Origin of the sequence: Kitasatospora sp. NPDC049258, assembly GCF_040678895.1 — a bacterium.
GTDB lineage: Bacteria > Actinomycetota > Actinomycetes > Streptomycetales > Streptomycetaceae > Kitasatospora.
The window spans coordinates 1-23,392 of sequence record NZ_JBFAQT010000058.1 but is presented as its reverse complement, the minus strand read 5'-3'; the positions used below and the strand labels follow the sequence as shown (position 1 = coordinate 23,392).

The window sequence follows — 23,392 nt, the reverse complement described above, 5'->3', positions numbered from 1 at the left end:
GGTCACCGGTCACCTCCCTCGATGGTCGTCGTCGGCTCTTCGCTCCGGGTCAACGCCGTGGCCAACAGGTGGCACAGCCGGTACCGGCCGACCGGTGCCACTCCCATCCGGGAGAGCTGGAGGTAGAGCAGGCTGATCGCGAAGCGGTAGATCTGGAACCAGTCGGAGGAGCGCACGTCCTCCCAGCGGGCCGACCCGGCCAGCTCTCGGTGGAACGCGCTGCGATCGGTCAGGTCCGCCGAGAAGCCGCCGGCCACCGCGGGCAGCGCGAACTCGCCGCGGGACTGCGCCTGCTGGGCGGCCCGGACCACCGGCGTGACCGCCTCCAGCCAGTCCCGGACGTACGCCGGCCGGTCCGGGCCGGCCGCCACCGCGAGCAGCCGGCGGCGCAGCGCCGGCGCCGAGCGGCGGGCGGCGTTGTCCCACGCCGCTCGGACGTCCGGCGCGGCCTCGAGGTTCAGATAGGCCTCGGCGTGCGACCGGAAGGACATCGCGGCGGACGCGAGCCCGCCCCGGCCGAACTCCTGGGCGGTGACCGCCATGAGGTCGGCGAAGGCCGGTCCGAGCCGGGCCTCGGGAGCGGCGCGCATCAGTCGCAGCGCCGGCACACTCGCCGCGTAGTGGAAGTCCTCCAGCAGAGCCCGCACCCCGGGGTCCGTTCCCCACGTCCCGTCGGGAGCGCCGGCCGTCCAGGTGAGGGAGTTGTCCGCAAGCCAGTCCTCCCGCAGCTCGACGCCGGCACGGTCTGCGGCCTGCTGTGCCCGGTCCCGGACGTCCACGAGGGTCATGGTCCGGGCCGAGGGACTGGAACGCAGTATCCCGTGCAGCCGCTGGTCGATCCGCGCCCGTGCCTCGGCCGCGGCCTCGACGGGGCCGCGCACCCCCAGGCGTAGGTGCGGTCCCCGCTGCCACTCCCGGGTCAGCCGGAACTGGCAGCCTGCCTGCTCCGCGGCCTCGGCGCACTCCCACAGCGGCCCGAGCAGCAGAGCGTTCCAACGGCTCTCGTCGTGGTAGGCGAGCAGCCCCTTCCAGTCCACGACCGGCCTGCCGATCCGGGTCACGACCTGCTGCTGCGCGGCGCTCACGCGTCCGCCTTCGTCTCGGTGAGCAGGGCCTGTGCGAGTGCTGCGCGCAGCATCAACTCGGTGGGCAACGTCACTCCTATCCGGTTGGCAAAGAGGTGGATGCAGATGTCCAGCGTCGCGATCGGGTCATCGGCGTCGGTGGTTGCGAACGTAAGGCCGCCGAAACCGATAGCGGGCGGGCGGTAGTCGTCCGCAGCGGTGCGCAACGCGGCCTCGAGCCGCTCGAGCGAGCGGGCGAAGCGGTGGGCCGCGGAGGGGGGCCGCTCCATGAGCGAGACGACACGGCGCAGGTCCAGCCGGGTGACGACCGGAACACCTGTGGCCTGCACGCGCCGGGCCCAGTCGGCGCCCGCCGTGAGCCCGCGCGCCGCGAAGAAGCCCGCCAGGATCAACACGACCAAGGAGTCCCGCGCAGCCGCCGGCGGATCCGCCGCGAGCACGTCCAGGGCGATCCCGGTGCTCTCGTCGAAGTGCTCCTCGCATGCCTCCAACGCAGCCCCGCGGCCGTACCGTTCGTGCTCCGGGGAGTAGACCGCCGACACCACCGAGCCGTCCGGGACCAGCTCGGCCGTCGCATCCGATCCGCCGATCCGGCCGCGCAGCAGCGCGTACTCCCCGGCGGTCATGCCGCGCCCGGACGGATGCTCGCGGCACCAGCGCCGCAGCTCCGTCGGCACTCGACGCTCCAGTACCGCTGCGGCGGCGTCCGACGGTGCCCGCAGCCGCAGCCGCACATGCGGACCGCCCTCCCAGTACCGCAGGACGAATGCGAGGTCGGCGAGTCCTTCGGAGCGCACGGTCTCGATCAGCGGCGCGACCGCCTCGGTCACCAGCCGGTCCTGCCCCTGATGCTGGTGCACGTGCCAAGAGCTCCAGGTCGTCAACACCGCGAACCCACCTCGACCGCGAACTCGGTCACGTGTCCGGATCCGGCCAGCGGATCGGGCAGGCACTCCTCGACGATCGCGTACTGGGCCTGACGGAGCATCTTCTCGGCGTCCGCGAACAGCAGCGGGCTGGTTATGTCGACGAACACCGGCTTACGCGCTTTGCTCTGGGCCCCGCCGTGGTCGGCGGAACTCCACGCCCGGAGGTAGAACCGGCTGCCCAGGCCGTGCGCTGCGAGCCACCGGTGCCAGGCACGCAGCGATTCCCGGGGCCCGCGCCCACCCGGGAACTCCTCTCGGCGCAGCAGCCGACGCGACCGCTGCAACGCGGTGGCCCCGAGCACCACCCGCGGGGTGGCCGACCGCGCCGCACCGGCCCGGCCGGGTATCGCAGGGGTGAACACCGCGATGCTCGGGTGCATCAGGTAGGCGCTTCCGAAGACCTGCTCGAGCAGTCTGACGAACGGCGGCAGCGCGAGGTCCGCGGCCATGCCGAGGTGCACCAGGCGCACGTCCCGGCCGTCCCTGTCACGGAGCACAGGCAGGCCGTACGCACCAGGCACGACGCGAACCGACGCCATCGGCAGGCGCTCCCCGTCCGGCCGGTCGGACGTGGTGCCGGGATACTGCAGCTCGCGCGGCGCCGTGCCCGTCCTCGAGTTGAGTGCCGACCCCAGCAAGCCGCTGATCTCGACGACATCCTGGTCCACGGTGGGGACCAGGTCCGCGATCGCGAGGCCGGCCTGCGCGGCGAGCCGCCCCCGGCCGCGGCCGTGCCCGCCGTGCACCACGTTCACCACGCGGCGGATCCCGGCCTCGGTGACCTCCTGCAGGTAGAAGGTGGCTGAGCGGTTCGGGTGTACGAAGGGAAAGTCGTCGAGCAGCTGGTCCAGCTCCCCCACGGCGAGCGAGCCTTGCGCCGCCCGGCCGAGCACCTCGCCGGTGAGAGCGGACAAAGCCCGGCCGAGTTCCCGCACCATGCGGCCGGAGCACGTGGCCAGATCGGCTCCCCAGGGGGGCGCCGCCGGCCCGATGATCCTCCCGAGATCGCCGTGCGGGTCCAGACGCGCCCGCCCGAGGCTGTCCAGGGCAACGGTCAGCGACACGTCGTAGTGGGCGCCGAATCGTTTTTCCAGGTGCTCGGCTGCCGCCGCCTTCGCCGGCAGCTTGAGGTCGTAGAGTGCCAGCAGCCGCCGGGCCTGGTCGAGTTCGTCGAGCACAGCGCCGTCGGGGCGGTCGGGAAGTTCGTAGGGCCAGTCGGCCGCGACCGACATCTCGTGCGCTTTGACGGCGGGCAGCTCGATCCCGAGGTGTCGTCCCAACCGCACGGTGGCAGCCTCCGCCGCCGCTGCAGACGAGTCACACAGCGCGTTGTCCAACGCAGCCAGCCCGGCGGACAGATCCGCAGTGCCCTGCTCGTCGGCGAGCGCTGCCCAGACGGCCCAGGGCCGGGGGTGGTGGTCCGCCACCGGATGACGGTGTTCGATCATCCCCGCGGCCAAGCACCTGCTCACCAGGCCCGCTCCGCCGATCACTCGAGCAGCCAGGTCCGCCACGGTGTCCCCGGGGGCCAGGGCACGCAGCATCGCGTCGATCGCGGGGTGCTCCGCCACTCGAACAGTCTGCTCCCGCTGCCCGGCCCGGATGAACAGCCAACCGCCCTCGACACGTACCAGACTCGGGTTGACCCGCACCTCGAGCTCGGCAGTTACCGGCACCACGGCACGCAGAGCCTGGGTCAGCGCGCCGATCACCGCGCCGTCCAGCTCGACCAACAGCCGCTCTCGGGCCGCCACGCCGCCGGGCAGGCCCCAGCGGGCCGGAATCGTCACCATCCAGGAACTGAACGGGCTGGTCTTCGCGGCCGCGCGGGCCGCCATCCGAGCAAGCCGGAGTTGCCTCTTGCGCTGCGGTGCCCCCGTCGTCCCCACGGCCCATCGCTGTGCGATGTCGGCCAGCTCCCGGCTGGTGGCCTCAAGGCCGGTCCGGAACCGCCGATCGAGGCAGAGCTCGCGCAGATGTCGCAGGTCGTCCGCCTCGGCCGCCGCCCACTCGGCGTCCAGTTGCGCGTCCAGGGAGTGCACCCGGTCCCGCGCGGCCGTCCAGGAACTGACCGCGGCGACCGCCCGCTCGGACATCAGTGCCACGGCCTCCTGCGCGACCCGCCGCGACAGGTCGTCCTGGTGTACGCCTCTGCGGGCGGCGACCAGCACGGCCCGCTCATGTCCGGTGTGTGCGCCGATGTCCTGGAACAGGGCCGCGCCAGCCTGTTCGGCGGACTCGACCAGTAACCTGAGGGCCTCGGCCTCCTCGGCCAATGCCAGCTCGACACTTCGGTGGTGAAAGCCTCTGAGAGCATCTCGACTCAGACCGGCCACCCGAACGAGGAGCACCTCGTCCACTGCGGCCCGTCCGGAGAAGATGGCAGGATTCCGGACAGAGTTCACCTGTGACCAACCCCCGTGATTCGCCCACTGATCGGCATTTCAGAATGTGCTTGGCCGGCTGGCGCGAAGACGCATCCGGCAACATGCGAGCGGCTTCAGCACGCCGCCGAAAAACGAAACATCTGTCGAATCAGGGGATCGAGGCCCACCAAGCGCTCAGCCCCGGCAGCCACCGACGCAAGCACTTCTCCTGACCGTTGTCGTGCGCCACCATTCCGCACTCACCCCCGCGAGTTGCCGATATCTGACTGACAGTCAAGTTCATTCGCTGTCAGCCGAGTTCGATCTTAAGCGTCGCACATCGACCGCGCAAGGTCGATCGCAATCCAACATGATCCAACAACGCCGCGGCCCACACCGGGCACACGAAGACATGCCACGGTCCCGCGGCGCGCCCGGGGCGCCGCGGAACCGTGTACGTTCAGCTACCGGGAGGATCTACCGGAGCATCTCCACCCCGAAACGACCTGAGGTCAGTTGGAGCTGCAGGAGCAGCAGATGTAGCAGAAGCAGTTGGTCGACGAACCGACCTCCGGCATGCCGTGGTCAGCGGTCAGCGCGGTCACCGCACCGCCCTGCTCGACGACGTCGAAAACGTCGATGGACAGGTCGTTGACGTCGACGAAGTAGTCCTCGGGGATCATTGCGACTTCCTTCCACTGATGATGAATACGGTCCAGCTCCAGGTGAATCAGAATTCGAACCCCGGATTCGAGGAGCTGTCTTCAGCATGGCTGGCCTCAGGGCTCTAGGTCACGCGTTCAAAACCGATGACCAGAAACCACAGCGGGTCACGGGACCCGCCCGCAGGCCCGCGTCGCAACTGTCCGGGCCCACTCAGCCGGCCGAACGGGCCCGGACCGAAGGCCGCCGAGGCTTGCGAGCGGCCAGCCGCTCAGCGGCCCCCCTGACCCGAGGATCCCCGGCCTCCCGCGCGGCCTCGATCTGTGCCCGGGCCACATCACCGCGCAGCTCGCCGAGGGCCATCAGCGCGGCCATCGCCACCGGCGCCTCCGGATCCGCCACGGCCGCGCCCAGGGCCTCCGCCGCGTCCTCGGCATCCGGGTGCCCGATGTAGCACAGGATGTCCGCCGCATGCCGCCGTACCGCACGGTCGTCCGACCCGAGCGCTGCGACCAATGCCGGCACCGCGGCGGATCCGAATGCGGCGATGTCGTCGGTCAGGGCATTTCGCTCCTCGCTGTCCTGCTCGCCCAGCAGCGCGAGCAGGTACGGCACCGCGCGGGGCTCCTTGATGCGACCCAGCGCCCACCGGGCCTTGCGGGCCACCGCTCCGTCCGGGTCCGTGACAAAGGGCAGAACGGCGTCCACCGTCTCCGGATCGGCGAACTTGCTGACCACGTGCAGGGCCCGGACCCGCACCTCCGATGGCCGGTCCTCCCCGACAGCGGCGAGCACCGCCGGCCGGGTGGCCTCCTCCAGCCGGGTGACCGCCCAGGTCATGGTCTCCCGCACGAAGAAGTCCTGCTCCGCCCACAGGGCGTCGACGAGTACATCGGCGCACCCGATCTCGGACTGCGACCCGATGGTGAGCGCCGCGGTGTTGCGGACACTGCGTTCCGGGTCCGACAGCTTCTCGAGCAGCTCAGCAGCGGACATCACACTGTTGTCGGGTGGTGAGGTTGACATTCAAGGATTCCTATTCTGGTGATCGACGAGACGGATCGGCCGTCGCTATCCGGCGATCTTCCTGATGGATCGGACCGACCAGTTCATCGTCAGGACGGCCAGCACCGCGATCAGCCCGAAGGCGACCGGAACAGACGAGTCGGAGAGGTTTCCGCTGAACAGCGCGCGACCGGCCTGGACGGTGTAGTAGAGCGGATTGGCCTTCGCGACCACCTGCATCCAGTGCGGAGCGAGCGACATCGGAAGCAGGATTCCGGTCAGCAGGATCAGCGGGAGCGAGAAGAGCTGGAGGATCTGTGACATGGCGGTCTCCTGACGGACCGCCAGGGCGAGCCCGTACGAGACCCCGGAAGCGAAGACACCGGTAACGGCCATCAGGAGCAACATGATCACCAGGCCACCCGGGCTGGGGCGCATACCCATGGCCATCGCGACCAGCACCACCAGGAGTGCCTGGACCACCAGGATGAGGACATCGCGGAGGACCCGGCCGAGCACAATGGCCGGCCGGCTCGCCGCGCTGGCCGCCAGCCGCTCCAGAACCCCCGAGCGAATCTCGGCGATCATCCCGAATCCCACGAAGAGAGACCCGAACAGAGCGACCATGACCATGACGCCGGGCGTGAACTGCAGGAGTGTGCGTGCCTGGGACTCGCCGACCGTGGTGTTGGCCAGCAGGGGCGCGAACAGCAACAGGTAGAGGACGGGCTGCAGGATGCCGAAGAGCGGCCACACCGGATTTCGCGCCGACTTCCCCAGTTCGTAGCCGAGGAACATCAGTGTGTGCTTGAACACGGGTACTTCCTGACTGTGAGGCTGTGGCGGGAGTTCCGCAGGTCTGACTGTGCGGTCAGCCGCCGTCTCGAAGTGAGCGACCTGTCTTGCGGAGGAAGACGTCATCGAGGGTGGCCCGATCCAACGAGATCGACCCGACGGCCACCCCGTGGTCGCCGAACGCTCGCAGCAGGAGCGGAACGGCCTGCTCGCCGTCGTCGAGGTAGATCCGCAGCAGCGGTCCGTCGATCCGCGTCTCGCGCACGTACGGCAGCGCATTGACAATCCTGCAGACCTTGTCGTCCGAGGTGAGCTCCTCCGCGAAGCGGAGGGTCACGACATCGTCCGCCATCTCGCGTGTCAACGCGGCGGGAGTGCCCTCGACGACGACCTCGCCGTGATCGACAATCATGAGCCGGTCGCAGAGGACTTCGGCCTCGTCGAGGTAGTGCGTGCTGAGCAGCACGCTCGTGCCCGTGTCCCGAAGCGTCCGGATCTGGTCCCACAGATTGGCCCGGCTCTGCGGGTCGAGGCCGGTCGTGGGCTCGTCGAGAAACACCAGCGGCGGACGGTGGACCAGGCCGATCGCCAGAGCCACCCGTCGCTTCTGGCCACCCGAAAGAGTCCGCGCTGGGCGATCCGACAACGCGGTCAGATCCAGTGCCTCGAGCATCTCCTCGGTGCGCACCACCGCTTCGGGCGTGGACAGCCCGTTGAGCCGAGCGGCGAGCATGATGTTGGCCCTCGCCCCGTTGTTCTCGTCCACGCCGCCCGCCTGACTGACGTATCCGATGTGCGGCCGGACCCTCTCGGGAGCGCTGAACAGATCGTGGCCGGCGACCGTGCCGGAACCGCCGTCGGGCTGAACCAGCGTGGCCAGCATGCGAATCGTCGTGGTCTTCCCGGCACCGTTGGGGCCGAGAACTCCGAAGATCTCACCCCGCGCGACCGCGATGTCGAGGCCTTTCACGGCTTCGACAACCACCGGCGGTTGCTGTGGACGCGCCCGCGCGCGGAACGTCTTCCGTAAGCCTTGCACCTCGATGATCACTGCTATGTCCCTTCTCCTGAGTGAGGTTGGCCGTCGCGCGAAGGCGGACCGGCTCGGCCGTGTCCGACAATTCGCGCGGGATGAACGGCGAGCGAGGATGCCTGAGGGTGCCCCCGGCCCAAGGCGGGGGAAGTGTCGCGCGCCCGGGAATTGTCAGACCCGACCTAGGGAACTTCGTCCCGTTCCACTCGGCCTGCCACGCCCTCCAGCCACTCGAACTGCGCACGGAACTCGGCCGAGGTGAGGCGCAACGCCTCATCGATATGACGAGGAGCGCCCTTCTGATGCTCGGTGGCCAACGCCCGCTCCGCCATGGCGAACCCCGCCTGGAGAACCTTCCGGCGATCCCGGATCGCGGCCAGCAGCTCGTCCTTGGGAAGCTGGTCCATGAAGGTGATCGCGACCAGGAACGGGTCCACGATCGGCATGATGTTCCGCCAGTAGCCGTCGAGTTGCCGCCGGAACTCGCTTCGCCCCTCGTCCGTGATCGCATAGACGGTCTTGCTGCCCGTGCCGCGCTCCACGACCTCGAGCAGCCCTTCCTGGGACAGCTTGGTCAGAGCGTGATAGATCGAACCGAAGGCAACGTTGGCCCAGTGCTCGACGCCCCAGAGCTCAAGCTTCTTGCGAACCTCGTAGCCGTGGTGCGGCCCAGCGAGCAGTGCGCCGAGGATCAGCACTCTCGTCGATGACATGCTCCAATTTATATACAAGTTTGAGCACTACGGCAAGCTCGGATCAGCGAGGTGCGGCGTCAGCCCGTTCCACTCGAGGCCGTCACTCTTCCTACCCGCCTGAGCTGCGCCGTCGTGCGGTGCGCATGGTCGCGGCGCCCGGGCACGACCACGGAGGAGCCCGACGACCAAGGCGACGCGCTCGGTCCGGTCCAGGCGCCGCACCGCCGCCAGAACGTGCGTGCAGTCGGTCCGGTGCGCGCGCCACCCTGCGCGCCCCCTCACATCTGACGCGCTACCACGGCGCCGGCCGCCTCGGGTGCCCCTGACCGGCACCGGGTGTCGGCGTACGCAGGAACGTGGCTCTGGCAAGACTTTCGTAGCCGGAGATCGTCTTGGTTCGGTGGGTGCTCGAACCGCGTTGCGGCCCGCCGTTCCACCGGCCTGGACGGTCGCACGGCTACTGAACCGGATCTGTATGCCCTTGCATCCCGCAGACTCAGCCGCGGAGCCTGCTTCCGCAGGTAGCTCATCGCGGCCACGACCCCGGCGGAGCGCATCAGTGCGCCAACGGACGAGGCCAGTGGGTCAGGCGGTCGGATGCCCTTGATCCGCTGGAGGTAGAGCTCCTCCCGGTTCTCGGCCATCCACGTGATAGCAGGGATGTGGTGGATGCTGCCGTCGTGCCGGTCCACCAGGTAAGGGCCGCTGCCAACGAGGCTGTCGCGGACATCACGGGTGCGGGCGTACTCTGCCGAGTTCCAGAAGACGAGCCAGCCGACCGCGTGCTCCTCCACGTCGCAGACGGCAAGCTCGCGGAGCGGTCCTGCCCACGTCAGCCGTTCTCGGGCCAGCAGGGACTCGGCCTGTCATGGCTGGCTTGAGACGCCGCGGCCCGCCATCGACCAGGACTCTTCACTCACCGCTCTGCGATCGGAGACTGTCCCCGGCGCGGCCGGCGGCGAAGGTGTCGTCGCGATCGGCCTCGGCGGCGCACCGTGTGGGAGCCGGTGCCCCGGAGCCCAGGGCGATCGCTGCTTGCACGGACACCGGCACCGCTCGTAGGTGCGAGTAGCGGCCCGCGGGGCTCTGCGACGCTTCCGCCCATACCGAGGTCGTCCATGGTTGACCACGCCCTCCACGGCCACCTCCGTGGGGGAGGCTCCGGGCCAAGTCCCTCCGGCTCGCCACCCTGTCCACCACCGCGAACATCTGCGGTCACCTCACCGCCCGGACGGTCCGTGACGCCCAGGGCGCTGGCGACGCAGCCGTGCCGGTCCCGCCCGTTCATCGGGTTGACCCCCGAAGGACGGCTCACCCGCCCTTCGGCCGTCCGGGGTGGCGCCGGCCTTCTTGCCGTGGGCGACGTCGGAGGTGATGGTGGGCACGGACGGGGTGTCGGCGTGCCGGTCGGCGGGGTGCCTGCGCACCCTGCCCATGACCGTCCGGACCAGCCGACTGCCGGGCCGCGGTCGAAACCGTCGTTCGCCCGGCGGGTGGGCGGCGCTGCTACCACCAGCCCGGGCACTGCCAGGATTCTGTCCTCACCTGGTCGGTCGGCAGGATCAGAGCATTGCGGCGGCGGCGCAGAGCGTCCGGGGTGTCGGCCTTGCGGAGGGCCGCCTCCCGGGCCTGGTCGCAGGTGTCGGCGCGTTCGACGAAGGTCTGGGTGCCGGGCCGGCCGTCGGGGAGGGTCACCGGGACAGTGACGTACCAGAGGCTGCCGGTACCACTGGCCCAAGCGGCGCCCTGGCTCGCCTGCCGGTCGGCGTTGGAGATCCTGGGTGCCGGTACGGACTCCGGGGGCGGGGCGAGGACGGACGCGAACATGGCTTTCTCCGGGTGTGACGTGCCTGCGGAAACCGTGCTGTCTTCCGAATGGCGGGTTCCCTTGCCGAGCGGCGTTTCGGACCGGCGGCTCGGACGGTGCGGCCCAGCGGGGTGGGCCCAGCTGGTATGGCCGAGAACCAAGGGGGAGCTCGTCGAATCCCTCATCTTCCAACACGTTCGAACACTTATGAACACCATAAAACGCCCATTGCACCGGCTCGTCAAGGCCTACTCGGCGGAAACGTTCGATCGGTCAGGAGACCACCTCCGCAGCCGAGGGACGCGGGCGTGGACCGCGGGGAGGCACCCCGCCCCGGCGGGTGTGCAGCCGGGGCGGGGTGAGTTGGGGTCGGGTGGGTTGGGGTGGTGGTTCGCGGTGGGGTCGGTCAGTCGACGGACCAGCGCTGCAGCGCGGAGCCGGTGTCGGGCTGCTGGGTCGCCTTGGCGCCGTTGGCGGCCGAGGCGGCGGTGAGTACGAGGCCGCTGCCGGCGGAGGTGATGATCTGCTGGTCGTTGTCGCCCGGGGTGATCTTCCAGCGCTGGCCGGTCTGGCCGTTGCACGCGCGCTGGACGACGGCGGCGCCGGCACCGCCGGTCGCCTCGGCACACTTCCCGGACCTCTTGTTGGTCATGGTGTAGGTGCCGTCGGACTGGCGGGCGATGGTCCAGGTCTGGTTGTCGCCGCGGTTGGTCGCCCACAGCAGGAGTTCGGAGCCGTCGGAGGTGGAGCCGCCGTTCTCCAGGGCGACGCCTCCGGTCTCGATGGCGTGGACGCCTTCCACGGTCGTGACGGTGCCGGGCCAAGGGATGCCCGGGGCGGCGAAGTAGCCGATACCGGCCGCCGTCCAGCGCGGTCCCTGCTGGGCCAGGCGCTGGCGGAAGCTGTTCCAGTCGCGGGCGGACTGAGCGCTCCAGCCGACCTCGGCGAGGGCGGGCAGGCGGGGGAAGCTCATGTAGTCGGCGTAGGCCTTGGGTGCGGGCCAGTTGGTGGCCGGGGTGGGCAGCGAGCCGCTGCCTTCGTAGGCGCGGTCGGCCCAGAGAGCGGCCTCGACGCCGGCGATCTTCTTGGCCGGGACGAGGGAACCGGTGCCGTCCATCTTGCCGGTGATGGTCGCCGGGTCCCAGTCGTAGGAACGCTGCACCGGCACGTAGCCGGACCAGCTGAGGCCGTAGGGGGTGGAGACGTCGTACTTCATGTCCAGGTAGGCGTGGTCGGACGGGGACATGACGAACTTGGCGTCCTGGGCCACCCCGTTGCGCACGAAGCGGACGCTGTCGCTCTCCTCCGAGGTACCGATGCTCTCCCGGTCGTCGTCCTCGCCCCAGTACTGCAGGAGGCTGCCGGCGGGGATGGGAGCCTGTCCGAGCTGGTGCCAGGCCATCACGGTCTTGTCCCGGCCGACGGTCGCCGCAGTGGCCGCCTTGACGTAGGCCGCGTACTCCTCCGGGGTGGCGTCCGGGGTCTCGTCGCCGCCGATGTGGATGTAGGGGCCGGGGGTGAGCTTGGCCACCGCCTTGATGACGGTGTTCAGGAAGCGTCTCACGTTCCCCGTGTGCGTCCCGTCCTCCAGACAGTAGAGGCTGACGCCGACATCGAAGCCGGAGTAGGGCGCCTTCGCCTTGTTGTCGCAGTTCAGTCCGGGCACCGAGGCCAGGGCGGCGTCGGTGTGGCCGGGGCCGTCGATCTCGGGCACCACGGTCATGAAGCGGGAGGAGGCGTAGGAGACGATCTCCTTGTAGTCCGCCGCCGTGTAGTACCAGTCGGTGCCGCCGGTGAACCCGCTCTGCGTGGTGGCGCCGATCTTGGTCAGGTCCGGCAGCGCGTCGATGGCGATGCGCCAGCCCTGGTCGTCGGTCAGGTGCAGGTGCAGGGTGTTGATCTTGTAGGCCGCGGCCTCGTCGATATAGCGCTTGACCTGGTCGACGGGGAAGAAGCGGCGAGCGACGTCCAGCATCACGCCGCGGTACTCGTACCGCGGCGAGTCGGAGATCTGCACCGGCGAGACGGTCCACGAACCGGTCTGCTTGGTGCGGGACTCGACCGCGGCAGGGAGGAGTTGGCGAAGGGTCTGCACGCCGCGGAACAGGCCTTCGGCCCCGTGCGCCCTGATGACGACGCCGTTCTTGTCGGAGGTCAGGGTGTATCCCTCGGCGCCCAGGTTCTTGGGGCCGTTGGGGTCCAGGACGACGGCGTTCTTGGGCGCCTGGGTGTCCTTGACCACGCGCAGGTCGTAGCCCGTCGCGGGAGCGAGCAACTTGGAGAGGTAGGTGCCGACACCGATCGCCTGCGAGTCCCGGGAGAGGACGGAGATCCGCGTCTGGGGGGTGAGGGCGAACCCCGGGCCGTCCACCGCCCGCTCCGAGACCGGCTGCGGCACCAAGGCGTAGGGGGCCGGGGCGGGCGAGGACGGAGCGGTCGTGGCCTGGGAGGCCGTGGCCGTGAGCGGCAGGGTGAAGGCGACTGTGGTGAGGGCGACGAGGATTCGGCCTCGCCGGTGCGACCAGCTCATGCTGGGCTCCTTCGGATGGGAGACGCGGGGCCGCGCACCATGTGGGCGGCCGGGAGAGCGCGATGTGCGCCGGTGGCGAGGGCACGTGCACGGGGCATCGGACCGCTGGGGTTCGTCCCGGCAACGCCGCCGACACGCCCTCCGCCGGGAACATGCCGCACCGCGGGCCGGTTCGGGCCTGGCAGCGGAACATGCGGCGCGCACTGCTACGGAGCATCTGAATTGCTCATAACTGCTTCAACCTGGCTGGTTGCGAGCAACTTTAACCATGAAGGTGCCAGGGGGTCCCGGGTGAGTCAAGGGCTACCCGGCCGTAGCTTTGTCCGTTCGTGGGCGGCTTTGTCGCACGGTACGCGGCGCGCGTTCGGACCGCGTCGCCGCACGCCATCGGCGTGGCAGGCCCGGGGAACAGCAGGAACCGACGGCCGCGGGCAGCGGGAGACCGCTACCGCGGCCGGGTGCGGGAGTACGGGTGCGGGCGCCGGGGGCGGACGGGAGTGCGCTCGGGCCGGCCGGCCGACCGACGCGGGCGCCTTGCAAGATCAGTGCATTGTCACAAGAGCATCTCGAGCGAACCGGATGGTTGCCATCCCCTTGACGCCACCCCATGTCGGAGGCTGTCATATGGCGCATCTCTCCAGAGGTGTCTGTTCTGATGGATTGCTGACCTGAGATCAGAATCCTTCGCGCCGTGCCAGGTTCACCACCTCCGCCCTCGGCGCCACAGCCCTCCCCGTCGCCGGACGACGCCACACCACCCTCCCCGTCGCCGGACGACGCCACACCCTTGCCCTCACCGGACGACGCCGCACCCCTCGCCCTCGCCGGACGGCGCCACACCACCGTTACGGAGCACCGACATGTCCACTACACGCAGCTTCCGTGCGTCCACATTCCTCGGCCTCACGGTCGCTCTGGGCCTGACGGCCTGTTCGACCGGCCAGACGGCCGGGAAGCCCGGCGACGACGATGTCGCCAAGGTCAGTGGGAAGATCTCGATCACCTACCTGCAGAAGCAGGGCGACCAGGAGTACTTCATCGGCGAGGCCGCCGGCGCGAAGGCCAAGGCCGCGGAGCTCGGGATCGACCTCAAGGTGGTGAACCTCGGCAACGACGCCAACAAGACGGTCAGCGAGGTGCAGTCGGCGATCGCGCAGAAGAGCAACGGCCTGATCATCGTGGTCCCGGACCCGGCCGTCGGCCCGCAGGTGGTGCAGACCGCCAGGGACGCCAAGGTCGCCCTGCTCACCTCCGACGACCAGATCTGCGTCACCGGCCCCGAGCCGTCCGCCTGCCCCAAGAGCGACCTGGTGCCACGGATCGGCTTCTCCGGCGCCCAGATGGGCCGCGAGGTCGGCAAGCGCGCGGGCGAGGAGTACAAGAAGACCGACTGGAACCAGGCGGACACCCGGGTCATCTCCGCCTGGAAGCACGACGTGACGGTGTGCGCGGACCGGGTGAACGCCGCCAAGGAGACGTTCATCGACACCGCCGGCGCGAGCATCCAGCGGATCGACGTCGCCACCGACAACACCCCCACCGGGGCGCAGGACAAGGTCGCCGCCGCCGTCACCGCCAACCGCGCCGTCAAGCACTGGATCGTCCTCGGCTGCAACGACGAGAACGTGCAGGGTGGCGTCACCGCACTGCAGAACGCCGGCTACGAGCCCGACGACGTGATCGGCGTCGGCCTCGGCGCCTACCTCGCGTGCAAGGACTGGAACGGCGGCAGGCCCACCGGTATGAAGGCCGCCCTGTTCATCAACGGCAGGGACGTCGGGGCGCTGGCCGTCCAGACCATGTACGACAAGCTCAGGAACGGCAAGGCCATGCCTGCCGAGGCCTTCGCCCCCACCGCCATGGTCGACGCCACCACCTGGAAGACCGCCGGCGTCACCTGTAGCTGAACACCTCTCGCCTGACCCCGGCGCCGTCGCGAGGCGGCGGCACCGGAACGGGACGAGCGTCCGACGGCGTGTCAGTGGAACGCCGTCGGACGCTCGTTCATTGCCACGGCTCAGCCTGGCTCAGGCGCGCAGCACCCGTACGCCGCATTCCGCAATGGCCTTTTCGTGCCCGGGATCCAGCGAGTCGTCGGTGACCAGGTCGTCGATCTCGGCAAGTGGGCAGATCGCGGCGAAGGTGACCCGGCCGATCTTGGTGTTGTCGGCGACCACGACGGAGCGGGCACTGTTGCGCAGGAAGGCCCGGTCGGTCTGGCCCTCCATCTCGTCGTGCGTGGTGCAGCCCTCGCTCGCGGTCAGGCCGTCGACGCCGATGAAGGCGATGTCGAAGTGGTACTGGGCCAGCATGCGCTCGGCGGCCGGGCCGACAAGCTCGTAGCTGGCCGTGCGGGCATTGCCGCCCACCACCACGAGGCGGATGTCGGGGCGGACGATCAGGTCGGCGGCGATGTTGACCGCGTTGGTGACGACGGTGATGCCGCTGCGCTCGGCCAGCACACGCGCGATCTCGGTGGCCGTGGTGCCGCCGGTCATCCCGACAACCGCCCCGTCCGGGACCAGGGCGGCGGCGGCCAGTGCGATCCGCCGCTTCTCCGCCTGCTGGCGGCCGGCCCGGTGCAGCAGGGGCAGTTCGAGGTTGACTGTGCCGATCACCGCGCCGCCGCGGGTGCGCAGCAGCAGCCCCTGCTCGTGCAGGGTCTGCAGGTCGCGGCGGACGGTCGCCTTGGACACGCCGAGCAATTCGGCGAACGCGTGCACATCGGCGCCGCCCTGGGTGGCGACGTGGTCGAGGATGCGCGCGGTTCGATCAGCTTTGAGCATGCCGGAAGTGTATTCCTTGCATCGGGAGCGTGTCCCGCGGCTCTGCAAAGGCACCCTAGGGCACCCGGCGCGGGTCGGATCAGAGTGCTGGCGGTGCACTGCAGAGGGTCCAGGTCCGGCCACCGCTCCGCGGCCCGGAGCACACGGGGCACCCGTCACCACGGTCCACGACCGGCGAATCGGGTTGACGTGCACAGGTGATGGCAACGGTCCCATAACAGCGCCTGGACCTACTGGTCCGTCTGGTGAATACTTCGCGACACGGCAGAGTTTCGGATCTGTTCGAAATAAGCCATCTGTGAGCAACTTCGCGCAGCGCGGGCAGCGCCTTGCGCAGACCCCTCCCACTCGGACCAGGCAACCAGCAGGTGCGACGGCCGTGGGCAAGGCCATTCCCGTAGTTGGCTCACGCGGCAGCGGTTTCGACGACTGCTCCCGGCTCTGCACATCCCAGGAGCGGACCCTGTCACGGTGTGGGTCCATCGGCACGAAGGTGGTTCCGGCAGTGAACAAGCGTGTACTCAGCATCTCAGCGGTCTGTGTGATCAGCGCTCTCGCGCTCACGGCGTGCGGCAGCAGCGGGAGCGGCGGGGACTCCGCCGGCGGCCCGGTGACTCTCAAGCTGGTCGCGGCCGACTACGGCGACAAGGCGTCCAACAGCTCCACGCTGTACTGGAACGACCTGGTCAAGACCTTCGAGGCAAGCAACCCCACGATCAAGGTCGACGTTCAGGTGATCAACTGGAACGACATCGACAAGCAGGTCAAGACGATGATCCAGAGCGGCAACGTACCGGACGTCCTGCAGACCGGCGGCTACGCCGACAAGGTCGCCGACAAGCTGCTCTACCCCACCTCCGACGTCCTCTCCACCGCCACGGCCGGCAACTTCATCGACACCTTCGCCAAGGCCGGCCGGGTCGACGGCGTGCAGTACGGCATCCCGTTCGTCTCCTCGGCCCGCGCGTTCTTCTACAACAAGGCGGTCTTCGCGCAGGCCGGCATCAGCGCGCCCCCGCAGACCTGGGACGACGTGAAGGCCGACGCGGCGCTGATCAAGGCCAAGGTCCCCGGCGTCACCCCCTACGCTCTGCCGCTGGGCCCCGAGGAGGCGCAGGGCGAGAGCATGATGTGGGAGCTGGGCAACGGCGGCGGTGTCACCGACCCTGCCGGAAAGTACGCGCTGAACAGCCAGGCCGACGTGGACACCTTCTCCTGGCTGAAGAGCAACCTGGTGGACCCCGGGCTGACCTACGCCAACCCGGCGACCACCGACCGCAAGACCGCCTTCGCGGACTTCGCCGCCGGCAAGGCGGCGATGCTCAACGGCCACCCCTCACTGATCCAGATGTCCACCGAGGGCAAGGTCGACTACGGTGTCGCGCCGATCCCCGGCAGGACCGGCGCCCTCAAGTCCACCCTCGGCGTGGCCGACTGGATGATGGCCTTCAAGCAGAACGGCCACAAGGACCAGATCAAGACCTTCCTGGACTTCGTGTACTCCAAGGCGAACACCGAGAAGTTCGACGAGACCTACAACCTGATGCCGGTCACCCAGGACACCCTCGCCGACATGACCTCCAGCGGGAAGCACAAGGACCTGGAGCCCTTCTTCGCGCTGCTCCCGCAGGCCTCCTTCTACCCGCTGGGCGACACCAGCTGGGACGCCGTGTCCGCCGAGATCAAGAAGAGCATCGGCACCGCGGTCAGCGGCGACCCGGCAAAGGTCCTCGGCGACCTGCAGAAGAAGGCCCAGGACGCCGCCGCCGACAAGTAGGCGCTCCCACCCCGGTGCCGGCCGCCCGCGCGCCGGCACCGGGGGCACGGCTCACGTACGGAAGGCACCACCTGTGTCCCTCACCTCTGCTCCCAAGGCCGTCCGGCCGCGACACCGGGGCCGACCGCCGGCCCGGCGCGCGGCCCTCGAACGGCTCGGCCCGCTGCCCTGGATCGCCCCGGCGGTCCTGCTGATCCTGCTGGTCGTCCTGTGGCCGGTCTACGAGATGCTCCACACCTCGTTCCTGCGGATCAGCAGCAGCGGCTTCGTCCGCGGCTCGGCCGGCCTGGACAAGTACCGCAAGCTCTTCGCCGAGCCCGACCTCGGCCACGTCCTGCTCTCCACGGTGCTCTGGACCGTCGCCGTGGTCGGCCTGACGATGCTGCTCTCGCTCGCCCTGGCGCAGCTGTTCAACCAGGAGTTCCCCGGTCGCCGGCTCACCCGGTGGGCGCTGATCGCCCCGTGGGCGGCCTCCGTCCTGATGACCGCCATCGGCTTCAAGTGGATGCTCAACCAGACGGCCGGCGTGCTCAACACCGCGATGACCGACCTCGGCCTGATCGACGGCCCCCAGGACTGGCTCGGCAACCCGTCGACGGCCTGGCCGTGGATGGTGTTCGTCGCCGTCTTCGTCTCCCTGCCGTTCACCACCTACACCCTGCTGGCGGGGCTGCAGACCGTCCCCGGCGAGGTGTACGAGGCGGCCAGGGTCGACGGCGCGTCGACCTGGCAGACGTACCTCAGGATCACCCTGCCGCTGCTGCGACCGGCCTTCCTGGTCGGCGTGGTGATCAACCTGATCAACGTCTTCAACTCCTTCCCGATCATCTGGGGCATGACGCACGGCGGGCCCAGCAGCGCCACCGCCACCACCACCGTGTTCATGTACCAGCTCAAGGACACCGACATCGGCGAGTCCGCGGCGATGTCCGTCGTCAACTTCGCGCTGGTCGTGCTGATGGTGCTGGTCTTCCTCAAGGTCAGCCGCTGGAACGAGGACGAGAGCTGATGGCCGGTCGGATCGCTGTGAAGAGGCGGACCATACGCCCGCGCACCCTCGTCGTCGCGGCCGCCGCCTGGCTGCTGGCCGTGGTCTTCCTGCTGCCGTACGCCGAGATGGTCGTCACCGCCCTGCGGCCGGCCGACGAACTGCGCGACGCGAGCTACCTGCCCCGGCATTTCGCCTGGTCCAACTTCGTCGGTGTGTGGACCGACTCCACGCTCGGCGGCAACCTGCGGGTCACCCTGCTGGTGGCCGGCGGCTCCACCCTGCTGGCGCTGCTGGTCGCGCTGCCCGCCGCCTACTACACCGCGCGGGTCAGATACCGCGGCCGGCGGTACTTCCTGCTCCTCGTGCTGGTCACCCAGATGTTCCAGCCCACCTCGTTGCTGGTCGGCCTGTACCGCGAGTTCTTCCAGCTCGACATGCTCAACTCGGTCTGGACGCTGGTGCTCTGCAACGCCGCCTTCAACCTCGCCTTCGCGGTCTGGATCCTCACCGCCTACATCGGCTCGATCCCGGTCGAGCTGGAGGAGGCCGCCATGATCGACGGCCTCGGGCGGCTCGGCGCGCTGCGCCGGGTGGTGCTGCCGCTGGCGATGCCCGGCGTGGTGACCGCCGTCATCTTCACCTTCATCTCGGCGTGGAACGAGTTCGTGATGGGCCTGACCCTGTCCACCGTGCCGAACAGCCAGCCACTCACGGTCGGCATCAACAACTTCATCGGCAACTACACCGTCCAGTGGAACTACCTCTTCGCCGGATCCGTCGTCGCCATCCTGCCGGTCGTCGTGCTGTTCGCCCTCATCGAACGCCAGGTCGTCTCCGGCCTGACCGCGGGATCCGTCAAGTAGCCAACCGCTCGGCGAGGACGGTCGTGGCCGGACGCGGGGGCGTCCGGCCACGACTTTTGGCGCTGCCCGGAGCTGCGGCCGGCCCGCCGGTAGCAGGGGAACGCTGCACGCCGAATCTCCTGCGTGCGCACATGTGCCACCGTCTTGCTTACTTCTGCTCGAAGATGCTAGAAATCAAGCACAATCACTCAAATCAGCTGATCCTTCTGATGGAGCCGCCACGTGCCCACCACCACGCCCTCCCGCACCTCGATCGAGATCGCCTCGCAGCCCGCCTGCTGGCGGCAGGCGGCCGAGTCGCTCGGTCGGCACAGCGCCGCGCTGCCCCGGCGCGGCGAGCGTGTCGCCGTCGTGGGCTGCGGCACCTCCTGGTTCATGGCCCAGGCCTACGCCGTCCTGCGCGAGAGCGGCGGGCACGGCGTGACCGACGCCTTCGCCGCCTCGGAGTTCCCGCAGGGGCGCGGCGGCTACGACCGGATCCTGGCGATCACCCGCTCCGGCACCACCACCGAGGTGCTCGACCTGCTCGATGGGGCACGCGACGCGGGCGTACCCACCGCCGCGATCACCGCCGACCCCACGACGCCGATCATGACCGTCGCCGACGCCGTCGCGGTGCTGGACTTCGCCGACGAGGAGTCGGTGGTCCAGACCCGTTTCGCCACCACCGTGCTCGCGCTGCTGCGCGCCCACCTGGAGGCCGAGGGCGCCCTGCCCGCCGGCGTGAGGAGCGTGGCCCGGGCGGCCGCCGACGCCGAACGAGCCGTCACCGAGCAGCTGGTGGCCGAGGTGTCCGGCGCCGAGCAGTTCACCTTCCTCGGCAGCGGCTGGACCTACGGGCTCGCGCTGGAGGCCGGCCTGAAGATGCGCGAGGCGGCCGGCGCCTGGACCGAGGCGTACCCCGCGATGGAGTACCGGCACGGGCCGATCAGCGTCACCGGCCCCGGGCGGGTGGCGTGGATGTTCGGCCCGCTGCCGGCCGGGCTGGACGCCGACATCGCCCGGGTCGGCGGCACCCTGGTCGCCGACTCCCAGGACGGCGCCGGGGACCTGGACCCGCTGGCCGACCTCGTCCGGGCCCAGCGCCTGGCCGTCACGGTCGCCGAGGCCCGCGGCTGCGACCCCGACCGACCGCGCAACCTCACCCGCTCCGTGGTGCTGGAGAACTCCCGTGCCTGAGCGGCCCGTCCAGGGCGACTGCGTGATCGCCCTGGACGTCGGCGGCACCGGTATGAAGGGCGCGCTGCTGGACCGTGACCTGAAGCCCCTGGTGACGCTGCGCCGCCCGACCCCCCGCGAGGCCGGCCCGGACGCGGTCCTGACGGCGATCGCCGCCGCGCTGGGAGAGCTCGCCGAGCGGGCCGCGGCCGGCGGCCTGACGGTCCGCCGGGCCGGAGTGGTGGTCCCCGGCATCGTCGACGAGGAGACTGCCCTCGCGGTCTTCTCGGCCAACCTCGGCTGGCGCGACCTGCCCCTGGCCGAGCTGCTCGAGCAGCGCACCGGGCTCCCGGTGACCCTGGGCCACGACGTCCGCGCCGGCGGCTTCGCCGAGGCCGCCCTCGGCGCCGCCCGCGGCGCCCGCGACATCCTCTTCGTGGCGATCGGGACCGGCATCGCAGCCGCCGTCATCAACGACGGCCACCCCGTCCGGGCCGGCGGCTACGGCGGCGAACTCGGCCACCTCGCGGTGGACCCCGACGGCCCGGTGTGCGGCTGCGGCAGCCGCGGCTGCCTGGAGACGGTCGCCTCCGCCGCCGCCGTGGCCGCCGCCTACACCGCCCGGACCGGGCGCGCGGTACCGGGCGCCGACCAGGTCGCGGCCCTGCTGGCCCAGGGCGATACCGACGCGCAGGCCGTCTGGGACCGCGCCGTCGACGCGCTCGCCACCGCCCTCACCCTCGCCACCACCCTGCTCGGCTGCGAACTGATCGTGCTCGGCGGCGGGCTCGCCGAGGCAGGCGACCTGCTGCTGGATCCGGTCCGGACCCGGCTGGCCGCCCGGCTGACCTTCCAACGGCGCCCGGGCGTGGTCCGGGCCGAACTCGGCGACGAGGCCGGCTGCCTGGGCGCCGGCCTGAACGCGTGGCACGCCGTCGGCGACGCGGCCGGTGCCGCCTGCGCCGAACCGAGGAAGGCCGGGTCGCTGTGATCCTGACTGTCACGCTCAACGCCGCACTCGACGTGACCTATTTCGTCGACCGGCTGACCCCGCGCACCTCGCACCGCGTCCACGCCGTGCACGAGCGCGCCGGCGGCAAGGGCGTCAACGTCGCCCGGGTACTTGCCGCCTTCGGCCAACCGGCCACGGTCACCGGGCTGGCCGGCGGCCCCACCGGGGCGGTGCTGCGCCGCGAGCTGACGGCGGCCGGCCTGAGGCACGAACTCGTGCCGATCGCCGCAGACTCGCGGCGCACCGTCACGGTCGTCTCCCGCGAGGACGGCGACGCGACGGTGTTCAACCCGGTCGGCCCGGTGGTCCAGCCCGCCGAATGGCAGGCCTTCACCGCGCACTACACCGAGCTGGTCCGCGAGGCCGAGGTCGTGGTGCTCGCCGGCAGCCTGCCGCCGGGCCTGCCCGCCGACGCCTACGGCCAGCTCGTCGCGCTGGCCGGCGTGGCCGGCGCCGCGACCGTGCTGGACACCAGCGGCCCCGCCCTGCGCGCCGCGCTGGCGGCCGGACCGGACGTGATCAAACCCAACGCCGCCGAACTCGCCGCCGTCACCGGCGGCCGCGACCTCGCGGCCGCGGCCGCCGAACTGCGCAGCGCCGGCGCCCTGGCGGTGGTGGCCTCCGACGGCCCGGACGGGCTGCACGCCGTCACCCCGCAGGGCAGTTGGCGGGCCACGCCGCCCGAGCGGCTCGCCGGCAACCCGACCGGCGCGGGCGACGCCTGCGTCGCGGCGCTCGCCGCCGGACTCGCGGCCGGCACGTCCTGGCCCGAGATCCTGCGCGAGGCCGTGGCTCTGTCGGCCGCCGCCGTCCCCTGCCCCGTCGCCGGCGATTTCGACGCCGATACCTACCATCGCCTGCGCAGCACCGTACCCGTGGAGGAAGTCCATGCCGCCGATACCCATCGATGAGATCGTCCAGGACGCCGCCGGGCGGGGGGTGGGGGTGGGGGCGTTCAACGTCATCCAGCTCGAACACGCCCAGGCCATCGTGGCGGGCGCGGAGGCGGCCGGGCTGCCGGTGATCCTGCAGATCAGCGAGAACACCGCCCGCTACCACGGCTCACTGGAGCCGGTCGGCCTGGCCGCGCTCGCGATGGCCCGGGCGGCGCGGGTCCCGGTGGGCGTGCACCTGGACCACGCCGAGTCGGTGGACCTGGTGCGCGAGGCCGTCGCGCTGGGCTTCACCTCGGTGATGTTCGACGCCGCCACCCTCCCGTACGAGGAGAACGTGGCCGCCACCCGGGAGATCACCGCCTACTGCCACCGCCGGGGTGTCCAGGTCGAGGCCGAGCTCGGCGAGGTCGGCGGCAAGGACGGTGCGCACGCCCCGGGCGTGCGCACCGACCCGGACGAGGCCCGCGCGTTCGTCGCCGCCACCGGGGTCGACGCGCTGGCCGTCGCCGTCGGCAGTTCCCACGCGATGCTCACCCGGGACGCCGTCCTCGACTTCGACCTGATCGGTCGGCTGCGCGCGGCCGTCAGCGCCCCCCTGGTCCTGCACGGCTCCTCGGGCGTCGGCGACCTGGACCTCGCCCGGGCCGTCAGCGCGGGCATGACCAAGGTCAACGTCTCCACCCACCTCAACAAGGCCTTCACCCGGGCCGCCCGCGACTACCTCGACAGCCACCCCGAGGTCGCCGACCCGCGCAAGTACCTCGGCCCCGCCCGCGACGCCGTCGCCGCCGAGGTCGCCCGCCTTCTGCCGGTCCTGAACGGATCCTGACGCATGGCCAGCAACACGATGAGGAGTACGCGTTGAGCAACGAGAGTCTGGCGAACCTGCTCAAGGAGGACCGCCGCTTCGCGCCGCCGGCGGAGCTCGCCGCGGCCGCGAACGTGACCGCCGCCGCGTACGCGCAGGCCTCCGAGGACCGGCTGGGGTTCTGGGCCGAGCA

At 70.5% G+C, this 23,392-nt stretch carries 20 protein-coding genes and 1 pseudogene; 8 read left to right on the top strand and 13 right to left on the bottom strand.

What is annotated here, in order from left to right; genetic code table 11:
• Positions 1-2 precede the first annotated feature (2 nt).
• From AB0K43_RS29645 to AB0K43_RS29590, 12 genes and pseudogenes are all read right to left on the bottom strand, one after another.
• Positions 3-1,085, bottom strand: a complete 1,083-nt coding sequence (locus tag AB0K43_RS29645; RefSeq protein ID WP_363645159.1) for a lantibiotic dehydratase C-terminal domain-containing protein — start codon at positions 1,083-1,085, stop codon at positions 3-5.
• Positions 1,082-1,972 carry a lantibiotic dehydratase C-terminal domain-containing protein gene (locus AB0K43_RS29640; protein WP_363645157.1) on the bottom strand — a complete coding sequence of 297 codons (891 nt, stop codon included), beginning with the start codon at positions 1,970-1,972 and terminating at the stop codon, positions 1,082-1,084. Before AB0K43_RS29640 ends, AB0K43_RS29645 begins: the two co-directional genes overlap by 4 nt.
• The gene (locus AB0K43_RS29635; protein ID WP_363645155.1) at positions 1,966-4,374 is read right to left on the bottom strand and encodes a hypothetical protein; all 2,409 of its coding nucleotides are present in this window, start codon (positions 4,372-4,374) and stop codon (positions 1,966-1,968) included. The genes AB0K43_RS29640 and AB0K43_RS29635 overlap by 7 nt, the downstream gene beginning before the upstream one ends.
• A gap of 518 nt (positions 4,375-4,892) precedes the next feature.
• Complete coding sequence (locus AB0K43_RS29630; RefSeq protein ID WP_363645153.1) at positions 4,893-5,063, bottom strand: thiomuracin/GE37468 family thiazolyl RiPP peptide; 171 nt, start codon at positions 5,061-5,063, stop codon at positions 4,893-4,895.
• A gap of 193 nt (positions 5,064-5,256) precedes the next feature.
• A complete protein-coding gene (locus AB0K43_RS29625; protein ID WP_363645151.1) occupies positions 5,257-6,039 on the bottom strand; it encodes a HEAT repeat domain-containing protein in 783 nt (260 codons plus the stop codon).
• A 75-nt stretch (positions 6,040-6,114) separates the two neighbouring features.
• Positions 6,115-6,864, bottom strand: coding sequence for an ABC transporter permease (locus AB0K43_RS29620; protein ID WP_363645149.1), 750 nt, complete (start codon positions 6,862-6,864; stop codon positions 6,115-6,117).
• Between the two features lie 55 nt (positions 6,865-6,919).
• On the bottom strand, positions 6,920-7,894 hold the full coding sequence (locus tag AB0K43_RS29615) for an ATP-binding cassette domain-containing protein (protein ID WP_363645147.1): 975 nt from the start codon (positions 7,892-7,894) through the stop codon (positions 6,920-6,922).
• 164 nt (positions 7,895-8,058) lie between these two features.
• Entirely contained in the window at positions 8,059-8,589 is a 531-nt protein-coding gene (locus AB0K43_RS29610; protein WP_363645145.1) for a PadR family transcriptional regulator, read from the bottom strand.
• 260 nt (positions 8,590-8,849) lie between these two features.
• A complete protein-coding gene (locus AB0K43_RS29605) occupies positions 8,850-9,422 on the bottom strand; it encodes a YrhB domain-containing protein (protein WP_363645175.1) in 573 nt (190 codons plus the stop codon).
• A 389-nt stretch (positions 9,423-9,811) separates the two neighbouring features.
• Positions 9,812-10,022, bottom strand: a pseudogene (locus AB0K43_RS29600) (hypothetical protein); the annotation flags it as partial.
• A 55-nt stretch (positions 10,023-10,077) separates the two neighbouring features.
• Complete coding sequence (locus AB0K43_RS29595; protein ID WP_363645143.1) at positions 10,078-10,398, bottom strand: hypothetical protein; 321 nt, start codon at positions 10,396-10,398, stop codon at positions 10,078-10,080.
• A 386-nt stretch (positions 10,399-10,784) separates the two neighbouring features.
• Positions 10,785-12,908 carry a family 20 glycosylhydrolase gene (locus AB0K43_RS29590; protein ID WP_363645141.1) on the bottom strand — a complete coding sequence of 708 codons (2,124 nt, stop codon included), beginning with the start codon at positions 12,906-12,908 and terminating at the stop codon, positions 10,785-10,787.
• Between the two features lie 860 nt (positions 12,909-13,768).
• Between AB0K43_RS29590 and AB0K43_RS29585 the strand changes: the two genes are divergently transcribed.
• Entirely contained in the window at positions 13,769-14,815 is a 1,047-nt protein-coding gene (locus tag AB0K43_RS29585) for a substrate-binding domain-containing protein (RefSeq protein ID WP_363645139.1), read from the top strand.
• A gap of 120 nt (positions 14,816-14,935) precedes the next feature.
• Here AB0K43_RS29585 and AB0K43_RS29580 read toward each other — a convergent pair whose 3' ends face one another.
• A complete protein-coding gene (locus tag AB0K43_RS29580; protein WP_363645137.1) occupies positions 14,936-15,694 on the bottom strand; it encodes a DeoR/GlpR family DNA-binding transcription regulator in 759 nt (252 codons plus the stop codon).
• A 505-nt stretch (positions 15,695-16,199) separates the two neighbouring features.
• On the opposite strand from AB0K43_RS29580, the gene AB0K43_RS29575 reads away from it, so the two are divergent.
• The 7 genes from AB0K43_RS29575 to AB0K43_RS29545 all read left to right on the top strand — a co-directional run bounded on the left by AB0K43_RS29575 (position 16,200) and on the right by AB0K43_RS29545 (position 23,220).
• Complete coding sequence (locus AB0K43_RS29575; protein WP_363645135.1) at positions 16,200-17,471, top strand: extracellular solute-binding protein; 1,272 nt, start codon at positions 16,200-16,202, stop codon at positions 17,469-17,471.
• Positions 17,472-17,544: 73 nt separating this feature from the next.
• Positions 17,545-18,480, top strand: a complete 936-nt coding sequence (locus AB0K43_RS29570; protein WP_363645133.1) for a sugar ABC transporter permease — start codon at positions 17,545-17,547, stop codon at positions 18,478-18,480.
• Entirely contained in the window at positions 18,480-19,325 is an 846-nt protein-coding gene (locus AB0K43_RS29565; protein WP_363645131.1) for a carbohydrate ABC transporter permease, read from the top strand. Before AB0K43_RS29570 ends, AB0K43_RS29565 begins: the two co-directional genes overlap by 1 nt.
• A gap of 222 nt (positions 19,326-19,547) precedes the next feature.
• Positions 19,548-20,504 carry an SIS domain-containing protein gene (locus tag AB0K43_RS29560; RefSeq protein ID WP_363645129.1) on the top strand — a complete coding sequence of 319 codons (957 nt, stop codon included), beginning with the start codon at positions 19,548-19,550 and terminating at the stop codon, positions 20,502-20,504.
• On the top strand, positions 20,497-21,474 hold the full coding sequence (locus tag AB0K43_RS29555; protein WP_363645127.1) for an ROK family protein: 978 nt from the start codon (positions 20,497-20,499) through the stop codon (positions 21,472-21,474). The genes AB0K43_RS29560 and AB0K43_RS29555 overlap by 8 nt, the downstream gene beginning before the upstream one ends.
• The gene (locus tag AB0K43_RS29550; RefSeq protein WP_363645125.1) at positions 21,471-22,406 is read left to right on the top strand and encodes a 1-phosphofructokinase family hexose kinase; all 936 of its coding nucleotides are present in this window, start codon (positions 21,471-21,473) and stop codon (positions 22,404-22,406) included. The genes AB0K43_RS29555 and AB0K43_RS29550 overlap by 4 nt, the downstream gene beginning before the upstream one ends.
• Positions 22,384-23,220: a class II fructose-bisphosphate aldolase gene (locus tag AB0K43_RS29545; RefSeq protein WP_363645123.1), complete on the top strand. Its 837-nt coding sequence runs from the start codon at positions 22,384-22,386 to the stop codon at positions 23,218-23,220. Before AB0K43_RS29550 ends, AB0K43_RS29545 begins: the two co-directional genes overlap by 23 nt.
• Positions 23,221-23,392 lie beyond the last annotated feature (172 nt).